This window comes from Allomuricauda sp. F6463D, from assembly GCF_023015965.1.
In the GTDB taxonomy this organism is placed as follows: Bacteria; Bacteroidota; Bacteroidia; order Flavobacteriales; family Flavobacteriaceae; genus Flagellimonas.
In genome coordinates this window covers 1,913,117-1,922,472 of sequence record NZ_JALKAN010000001.1, presented here as the reverse complement: position 1 = coordinate 1,922,472, position 9,356 = coordinate 1,913,117, and the positions used below count along the sequence as shown (strand labels likewise).

Genomic DNA, 9,356 nt, shown 5'->3' with positions numbered 1-9,356 from the left:
CTCGGCATAAAAATCTAGGTGGCCATGGCGACGGGGCCCACCCCTTTCCATTCCGAACAGGGAAGTTAAGCCCGTTTGCGCCGATGGTACTGCCACACCAGGTGGGAGAGTAGGTCGCCGCCTTCCTTGAAGCCCTTCACTTTTGTGAAGGGCTTTTTTTGTTTAAAGATGTAATGATCAAACCTTTGTTTATTCAAATAAAAAACTCTCCGGTTATGGAGAGTTCTGATTGTTTAGTTGAGATTTATGTTCATGATTAAACTCTAGGTAAATCCCCTTCCCCTTTTAGTGGTAAATAAGATGCTCCCATCAAGTAGGTGTCCACATGATGTGCCGCTTGTCTACCTTCAGAAATAGCCCAGACAATTAAGGATTGACCTCTTCTTTGATCACCAGCTGCAAAAACACCAGGAATATTGGTTTTATAATTGTGCGCCGAAGCTTTGATATTGGTTCTGGCGTCCAATTCCAAATTTAACTGATCGGCCACTGTAGTTTCCGAACCTGTGAAGCCCATAGCTAAAAGAACTAGGTCACAATTCCATTCTTTTTCTGTACCTTCCACCTCCTTGAGCTGGGGGCGTTGGCCAGGTTGTTTTACCCATTCAACCTCTACAGTTACCAAACTCTTAACATTGCCATTCCCATCGATATTAAATCTTTTGGTAGATATGCTAAATACTCGTTCTGCACCTTCTTTGTGCGATGTGCTTGTTCGTAGGCGCATTGGCCAAAACGGCCATGGCTGTCCTTCTGGGCGGTTTGATGTTCCTTTCGGCATTATTTCGAAATTGGTTACAGATACAGCACCTTGTCTTATAGAAGTTCCGATGCAATCAGAACCTGTATCACCACCACCGATTACAATCACTTTTTTTCCTTTTGCAGTAATTTCCTCACCCTTATATGGTATTCCATCTACTTTTCTATTGTTCTGTGGCAGGAAATCCATGGCTTGAACAACACCTTTCGCGTCTGCTCCTGGAACAGGAAGACCTCTCCTAACTGTTGCGCCGCCACATAGTACGATGGAGTCGTATTTATTTTGGAGTTCTTTGGCGGTTATGTCTACACCAACATGGATATTGTTTTTAAATTCAATACCTTCTTTTTCCATTATCTCCAGCCTTCGGTCTATGACACTTTTTTCCATTTTAAAATCTGGAATACCGTATCTCAGGAGTCCACCTGGTTTTTCATCTCTCTCAAAAACCGTTACGTTATGTCCGGCGCGATTAAGCTGCTGGGCAGCGGCCAAGCCTGTTGGTCCAGACCCTACAACGGCAACTTTTTTATCGGTTCGTACTAATGGAACCTCCGGCTGAACCCATCCATTCTTAAAAGCGGTTTCCACTATGTTTTTTTCGATATTCTCAATCGATACAGGGTCTTCATTTATTCCCAATACGCATGCTTCTTCACAGGGAGCAGGGCATAATCTTCCCGTGAACTCGGGGAAATTATTGGTGGAATGCAGAATCTCAGCTGCTTTTTTCCATTTTCCTTTATAGACCGCATCATTAAAATCAGGAATTAAATTACCCAACGGACAACCGCTGTGGCAGAAAGGAATACCGCAGTCCATGCAGCGAGCTCCTTGATTTTTTAATTCACCCTCTTTTAGAGGTTTGGTAAACTCCTTATAATTGTTGATACGTTCTTTAACAGGGGCGTATGTTTCGTCCTTTCTGTCATATTCCAAAAATCCTGTAATCTTTCCCATGTCTCAAATTATAAGGTTTGCATTTTTTCTTCTTCTAGTCGGATAAGTGCTTGGCGGTATTCTTCTGGAAATACTTTTATGAAATTTGGCAGACATTTTTCCCAATTTTCAAGAATACTTTGTGCCAATGGACTCAAAGTAGCGTTGTAATGGTTTTCAATCAAACCTTTCAATTCTTTGATATCGTTATCCTCTTCAACCGGGAGAAGGTTCAAGGCCTCTCCGTTGCAGTTTTGTTTAAAGTTCTTGTCTTTATCATAAATAAAGGCTATTCCCCCGCTCATACCAGCTCCGAAATTTCTCCCTACAGCTCCGAGTATTACTGCAACTCCTCCAGTCATATATTCACATCCATGATCTCCAATACCTTCTACTACAGCTTTGGCTCCGGAGTTTCTTACACAGAAACGTTCACCTGCCTTGCCATTGATATATGCTTCGCCCGAAGTGGCGCCATATAAGGTGACATTTCCTGTGATAATGTTGTCTTCTGGTTTTATGGTAGATTTAAAAGGTACTTTAATTACCAGTTTAGCTCCAGATAAACCCTTACCGAGGTAATCATTCGTGTTTCCATTGACTACCATGGTAAGTCCTTTTGTAGCAAAGGCACCAAAACTTTGCCCCGCTGAACCTGTAAAGTTCAATTTCAGTGTGTTTTCTGGCAATCCGTCTGCTCCATAAATTTTTGAAATTTCGTTGCTTATAATCGCTCCCACTGCCCTGTCTGTATTTTTTATTGGAAAATCCAGCGTGGTTTTCTCTTTTCTGAACAGTGCAGGGTGGGCTTTGCCTATAATTTCAAATTCAATAGATTTATTTATTTCGTGATATTGCTTTTCGGTATTGTGTAATTTAGTACCCTCTGGCACATCAATTTGATACAAAATTGGGGTTAGATCGATCCCTGCAGCTTTATAGTGCTCTATAGCTTTTTTTCTATCCAATTTTTGAACCTGTCCAACCATTTCGTCCAAGGTTTTAAAACCAAGTTTTGCCATTATCTCGCGAAGCTCCTGTGCCACGAAATACATGTAGTTGACAACGTGCTCTGGTTTTCCTTGAAACTTTTTGCGCAGTTCTGGATTCTGAGTGGCTATACCAACAGGACAAGTGTTTAGATGGCAGACCCGCATCATTACACAACCGGATGCTACGAGCGGAGCGGTGGCAAAACCAAATTCCTCTGCTCCCAACAGGCAAGCTATAGCTACATCTCGTCCGGTTTTTAGCTGACCATCACATTCTAAAGTAACACGGTTTCTTAAATCGTTCAAGACCAACGTTTGTTGTGCTTCGGCTATTCCAAGTTCCCAAGGTAAGCCTGCATGTTTCAATGAGGTCAAAGGTGATGCACCAGTACCTCCATCAAATCCAGATATTAGAATAACATCGGCTTTTGCCTTGGCAACACCAGCAGCTACTGTTCCAACACCAACTTCCGATACTAATTTCACATTTATACGGGCTTCCCTGTTTGCAGATTTTAAATCGTATATCAACTGTGATAAATCCTCGATGGAATAAATATCGTGGTGGGGAGGTGGAGAGATTAAGCCAACATAGGGGGTGGAGTTCCTTGTTTTTGCAATGGCCGGATTAACTTTAGGTCCCGGTAATTGGCCACCTTCTCCTGGTTTTGCACCTTGGGCCATTTTAATTTGTATTTCTTTAGCACTGGTCAGGTAGTTGGAGGTTACCCCGAATCTACCAGATGCAACTTGCTTTATAGCACTGTTTTTCCAATCACCGGTCTGGCTTTTGTAAAAACGAGCCGAATCCTCTCCTCCTTCGCCTGAATTGCTCTTTCCTCCAATTCGGTTCATGGCAATCGCAAGATTTTCATGGGCCTCCTTACTGATGCTTCCGTAGGACATAGCCCCAGTTTTGAATCTTTTTACAATTTCTGTCCAAGGTTCAACTTCTTCGATGGGAATGGGGTCATAATTCGAAAATTCGAATAGTCCTCGAATGGTCATTAAGTTTTTGGATTGCTCATTTACCAATTTGGAATACTCCTTATAGGTTTCCGGCTCGTTGTTGCGCACCGATTTTTGAAGCATGGCGACACTTAATGGATTGAACATGTGTTTCTCACCATTTCTTCTCCATCGGTACTCACCACCGACTTCGATATCAAGGTTGGCGGCTATTTCTTTTGATAGAAATGCTTTTTTATGACGTTTTGTTATTTCTTTCTCTATTTCATATAGTCCTATTCCTTGAATACGGGTAGGTGTGTTGGGAAAGTATTTATCAACCACCGTGGTTTTGATGCCAATACATTCGAACAATTGTGATCCTCGATAGGAGTTAAGGGTGGATATCCCAATTTTGTTCATCACTTTCAGAATACCTTTACCTACCGCTTTGTTATAATTTTTAATAGCTTCTTCAAAGGTGTAGTCGGTAATATTGTTTTTTTCAATTTGCTCACCTATGATTTCGTTTACCAAATAGGGATTGATAGCACTTGCGCCAAAACCGAACAAAAGGGCGAAATGATGAACCTCTCTTGGCTCGGCAGATTCTATAATAATGCTTAGTTTGGAACGTTTGCCCAATTTTCTAAGCCCGCTGTTTACGAAGGAGCATGCCAAAAGAGCTGAAATAGGTGCCATTTCGGTACTTATCATTCTATCTGATAATATAATTATATTGGCTCCTTCATCGATAGCATTGGACGCTTGTTCTAAAATGCCATCCAGTGCTTCTTCCAATCCATTGTGTCCTTTATTTATTTCGTAAAGTATGGAAATTGACACTACTTTATAGTCTGGGCTGGCATCATAATTTTTGATTTTGTCCAAATCCTCTTTGGAAATCACTGGATTTTGGATTTTTAGCTTTCGACAGTGCAGTTCCGAAAAATCAAAAATGTTATGGTCGCTCCCCAGCGTTAAACTTATATCGGTAATCAACTCTTCCCGAATTCCGTCTAATGGTGGATTGGTTACTTGTGCAAAAAGTTGTTTAAAGTAGTTGTAAATTAATTGTGGGCGCTCGGATAAAATAGCAATAGGAGTATCGGACCCCATTGAGCCAATAGGTTCTTTGCCATTTTCGGCCATCGGCATTATAATGGTGTTAATGTCTTCTTCCGTGTAGCCAAATGCGGTTCTTCTGGTTTTTAATGGAAATTCGCCAAAGAAAACGGGGCAATCATCATAGGGTATATCTTTTAAATGGACCAAATTCTTTTTTAGCCATTTTTGATATGGATACTTTTTGGCAATATGCTCTTTGATTTCTTCATCGTTTATTATTCTACCTTCTTCCATGTTCACCAAGAACATTTTTCCCGGCTCCAGCCTTCCATGAAATTCAATGTCCTCTGGTTCCAGTTCCACAACCCCAGTTTCCGAAGACATAATCACATAACCTTGCTTGGTTACGGAGTATCTTGAAGGACGCAGTCCATTCCTATCCAACACCGCTCCAATATAGTTGCCGTCTGTAAACGGTATGGAGGCGGGTCCGTCCCATGGTTCCATTAGGCAAGAGTTATACTCGTAAAATGCTCTTTTGGACTCGGACATGTCTAAGTTTTTCTCCCAAGCTTCTGGAACAAGCATCATCATAACTTCAGGTAAAGAGCGCCCTGTCATCAATAAAAGCTCAACCACCATGTCCATGCTGGCGGAATCGGATTTTGCGGGCAATACGATGGGAAGTATTTTTTTAATATCCTCACCAAACCAATCACTTTTCATGAGTTCTTCCCTAGAGCGCATACGCGAAACATTACCTCTAAGTGTGTTTATTTCACCATTGTGGCACATATATCTAAATGGCTGGGCCAAATCCCACATAGGGAATGTGTTGGTGGAGAATCTTTGGTGTACCAAAGCCAAGCGGGTAACTACCCTTGGGTCCAAAAGGTCTTCGTAATACCTGCTGATGTCTTTAGGCACCAATAATCCTTTAAAGATGATGATTTTTGTAGAAAGACTTGGTAAATAGAAAAAATCGCTTTCCGAAAGTTTACTTTCAATTATAGTGTGTTCTGTAATTTTTCTAGCAATGAATAGTTTGAGATTAAATTGAAAATTGTCTAAAACCTCTCCTTTTGCAACAAAAATCTGCATCACATAGGGTTCGGTTTCTGAGGCTATCCTACCTGGAACAGACCGATTAACAGGTACATCGCGCCAGCCTAATAATTGTAGACCTTGGTTCTTTATATTCTCTTCTATAACCTTAATACAGAAATTGCGTTGATTTTCTTTTTGTGGCAAAAACACGTTACCTACAGCATATTCTCCTGCTTTTGGTAAATCAAATGTGCAAGTATCAACAAAAAAGTTATGGGGAATATCGATTAATATTCCGGCACCATCTCCTGTTTTGCCATCTGCACTTACTGCACCTCGATGTTCTAATTTATCAAGAATTTCAAGGGCCTTGTGAATTATATCGTTGGATTTTATTCCTTTTAAGCTACAGATGAAACCTGCACCACAGTTATCATGCTCAAATTCGGGTAAGTATAAACCTTGCTTTTTCAACTTCATCATTAACGTATTTCTTCAAAAATATCAAAATGAATGAATAAAATGCAATATATTATTTGGTTTGATTGTAAATAATCAACACAACACATTAATGATTAAAAAATACTCAATTCAAAAATTTAAGGAATGTTAAATTATCATTATCTCAAAATGTAGGCTTGTAGTTGCTTCTTCCTCATAATACAGAGAGTATTTCTTGAAAAAGAATGCTATTTGTAAATGTATAGGTTAAAAATAGTTGGGGAGTATGATTAAAGAGGTCCTTTATGTAAAGAAGAACCCCCTCTTTTGGGGAGGGGGTCATAATTATTTAATCTTGAAGTATGCTTCTTGAGATGACAATTTTCTGAATCTCGGATGTTCCCTCATATATTTGAGTGATTTTGGCATCCCTCATTAATCGTTCTACATGGTATTCTTTTACATATCCATTACCCCCATGAATTTGTACTGCTTCAATCGTAGTTTCCATGGCAACTTCTGAGGCATATAGTTTGGCCATAGCGCCAGAAAGAGTGTAATCCTTGCCAGCATCCTTATCGCATGCTGCTTGATAGACCAAATGACGGGCCGCTTGGATTTTTGTGTGCATGTCGGCCAATTTAAAGGCAATGGCCTGATGATTGGAGATTTCGGTGCCAAATGCTTTTCGTTGTTTAGAATATTGCAATGCCAGATCGTAAGCTCCTGCGGCAATACCGAGTGCTTGAGCGGCAATTCCAATTCTACCTCCTGCCAAGGTCTTCATGGCAAATTTAAATCCGAATCCATCTGCTCCGATACGGTTTTCTTTAGGGATCATAACATCGTTGAACATTAAAGAGTGTGTATCGCTGCCCCGAATACCCAATTTATTTTCTTTGGGTCCTATGTCGAAGCCTTCCATCCCTTTTTCAACAATCAATGCATTTATACCGCGGTGCGCTTTGTCTCTATCGGTTTGTGCGATTACAATATATACTTCAGCTTGGTTTCCGTTGGTAATCCAATTTTTGGTTCCATTTAATAGGTAATGGTCTCCTTTGTCTATAGCAGTTGTTTTTTGAGAAGTGGCATCGCTTCCCGCTTCTGGTTCGGATAAACAAAAAGCACCAATGATTTTTCCTGAGGCCAAAGGAGTTAAATATTTTTGTTTTTGTTCTTCTGTCCCATAGGTTTCCAGTCCCCAGCAAACCAAAGAATTATTTACTGAAACCATTACTGAAGCAGAGGCATCAATTTTTGATAACTCTTCCATGGCCAACACGTAGGATAATGTATCTAAACCACTACCGCCATAATTGGCATTTACCATCATGCCCATAAAACCATGTTCTCCCATTTTTTTTACTAGGCTATCAGGGAATTTTTGAGTTTCATCGCGCTCAATTACATCTGGTAAAAGTTCGTTCTGGGCAAAATCTTTTGCAGCTTGTTGTATCATTAACTGCTCTTCGGAGAGTGAAAATTCCATAAAATTGAATAATATTTAAAAACTACCTACAAATATAGCTTTAGAATGTTAATATACTACGTTAAAGCTTAAATAAATGAGAATGATTTAATGATTAACAGTTTGTTTAAAAACAATTTCCCCTCTTTCACATTTTTTTAGATCAATAAGATTATGAGGAGATATTCATTTTGAATATCTTTAGCAATTCAGATAACTACTCAAATAAAATCAAACCTTAAATTAAACCAAACTTAATATGGAAACGCTTTTAGTTGTCATTTTTGTAATCGGATATTTGGCAATTACCCTCGAACACAATATAAAAATAGATAAACTTATTCCCGCTTTGGCCATGATGGCCATTTTATGGGCTTTAATGGCATTTGGAATTGATGGTTTTACCACTTGGTTCGATTCCGGTAATCATGCTCTGCTCGAGAATTTCGGAACTTTTGGACACGAGGAGAAGATGGAACTTATGGAAGAGACCTTGTTGCATCACCTTGGGAAGACCGCGGAGATATTGGTCTTTTTATTGGGTGCAATGACTATTGTGGAGATTATCGATTATTTTGATGGGTTTGCTACCATAAAATCATTTGTGAAGACCAGAAGCAAAAAGAAGATACTTTGGATTTTTTCTTTTTTGGCCTTTATTCTATCTGCAATAATAGATAACCTTACTGCTACGATTGTACTTATTTCCATCCTCCAGAAAATTGTGAAGGATAGAGAGGCTAGACTTTGGTACGCAGGTTTGATTATTGTTGCTGCGAATGCTGGTGGCGCATGGTCACCTATTGGAGATGTTACAACTACAATGTTATGGATCGGAGATAAAGTTTCGACTGCCATGCTTATAGAGCATTTATTGATTCCATCTTTGGTTTGTATGCTTATTCCATCTTTTATTGCATCTTTTCTACCAGCTTTTCAAGGTGAAATTGATGTAGAAGAAGAAGACCCTCAGAAATCAAAGTTTGGCCCGACCATGCTTTATCTTGGTTTGGGAGCGATTGTTTTTGTTCCGATTTTTAAAACTGTAACACATTTACCACCCTATGTAGGTATGATGTTGTCTTTAGCAGTAGTGGCAACTTTTGCTGAAATTTACAGTAATTCCAAGATTGCCATATCCTCTGTAGATCATGAAAGTGATGCAGCATCGCACCATAGTCCTGTACATAGTGCTTTAACTAAAATTGAATTGCCCAGTATTCTGTTTTTCTTGGGTATTTTAATGGCAGTTGCCGCATTGGAATCTTTAGGATTATTGTTCAATTTTGCCGATGGATTAAAACAGGGCATACCACTTATGGGTACCGAAATGGCTGGTACGCAAGTATCTGATTTGGTAGTAATCCTTTTAGGAATTGGTTCTGCAATTATAGATAATGTGCCATTAGTGGCAGCAAGTTTGGGGATGTTCTCCGAGCCTATGGATGATCAATTGTGGCATTTCATAGCTTACTCTGCGGGGACTGGAGGAAGCATGCTGATTATTGGTTCTGCCGCAGGTGTTGTGGCCATGGGGATGGAGAAAATTGATTTCTTTTGGTATCTTAAGAAAATATCGTGGTTGGCTTTTGTAGGATTTATTGCAGGAGCAATTTGCTTTATGGTGATGCGATATTTGTTCTAAAAAAAATACTTTAGTTCAAAAATCTCCGTTATAATTGCAACT

Annotated in this window: 4 protein-coding genes and 1 rRNA gene; 2 read left to right on the top strand and 3 right to left on the bottom strand. The window is 39.7% G+C overall.

The window, feature by feature from the left end; translation table 11 throughout:
- Positions 1-14: 14 nt before the first annotated feature.
- Positions 15-126 (top strand): 5S ribosomal RNA (gene rrf / locus MWU56_RS08575).
- 130 nt (positions 127-256) lie between these two features.
- Here the strand turns inward: rrf and MWU56_RS08570 are convergent.
- The 3 genes from MWU56_RS08570 to MWU56_RS08560 all read right to left on the bottom strand — a co-directional run bounded on the left by MWU56_RS08570 (position 257) and on the right by MWU56_RS08560 (position 7,690).
- On the bottom strand, positions 257-1,723 hold the full coding sequence (locus tag MWU56_RS08570) for a glutamate synthase subunit beta (RefSeq protein ID WP_247043667.1): 1,467 nt from the start codon (positions 1,721-1,723) through the stop codon (positions 257-259).
- Positions 1,724-1,731: 8 nt separating this feature from the next.
- On the bottom strand, positions 1,732-6,237 hold the full coding sequence (gene gltB / locus MWU56_RS08565; RefSeq protein ID WP_247043728.1) for a glutamate synthase large subunit: 4,506 nt from the start codon (positions 6,235-6,237) through the stop codon (positions 1,732-1,734).
- 310 nt (positions 6,238-6,547) lie between these two features.
- The gene (locus MWU56_RS08560; RefSeq protein WP_247043664.1) at positions 6,548-7,690 is read right to left on the bottom strand and encodes an acyl-CoA dehydrogenase; all 1,143 of its coding nucleotides are present in this window, start codon (positions 7,688-7,690) and stop codon (positions 6,548-6,550) included.
- Positions 7,691-7,928: 238 nt separating this feature from the next.
- Between MWU56_RS08560 and nhaD the strand changes: the two genes are divergently transcribed.
- Complete coding sequence (gene nhaD, locus MWU56_RS08555; protein WP_247043662.1) at positions 7,929-9,314, top strand: sodium:proton antiporter NhaD; 1,386 nt, start codon at positions 7,929-7,931, stop codon at positions 9,312-9,314.
- Positions 9,315-9,356: the final 42 nt, after the last annotated feature.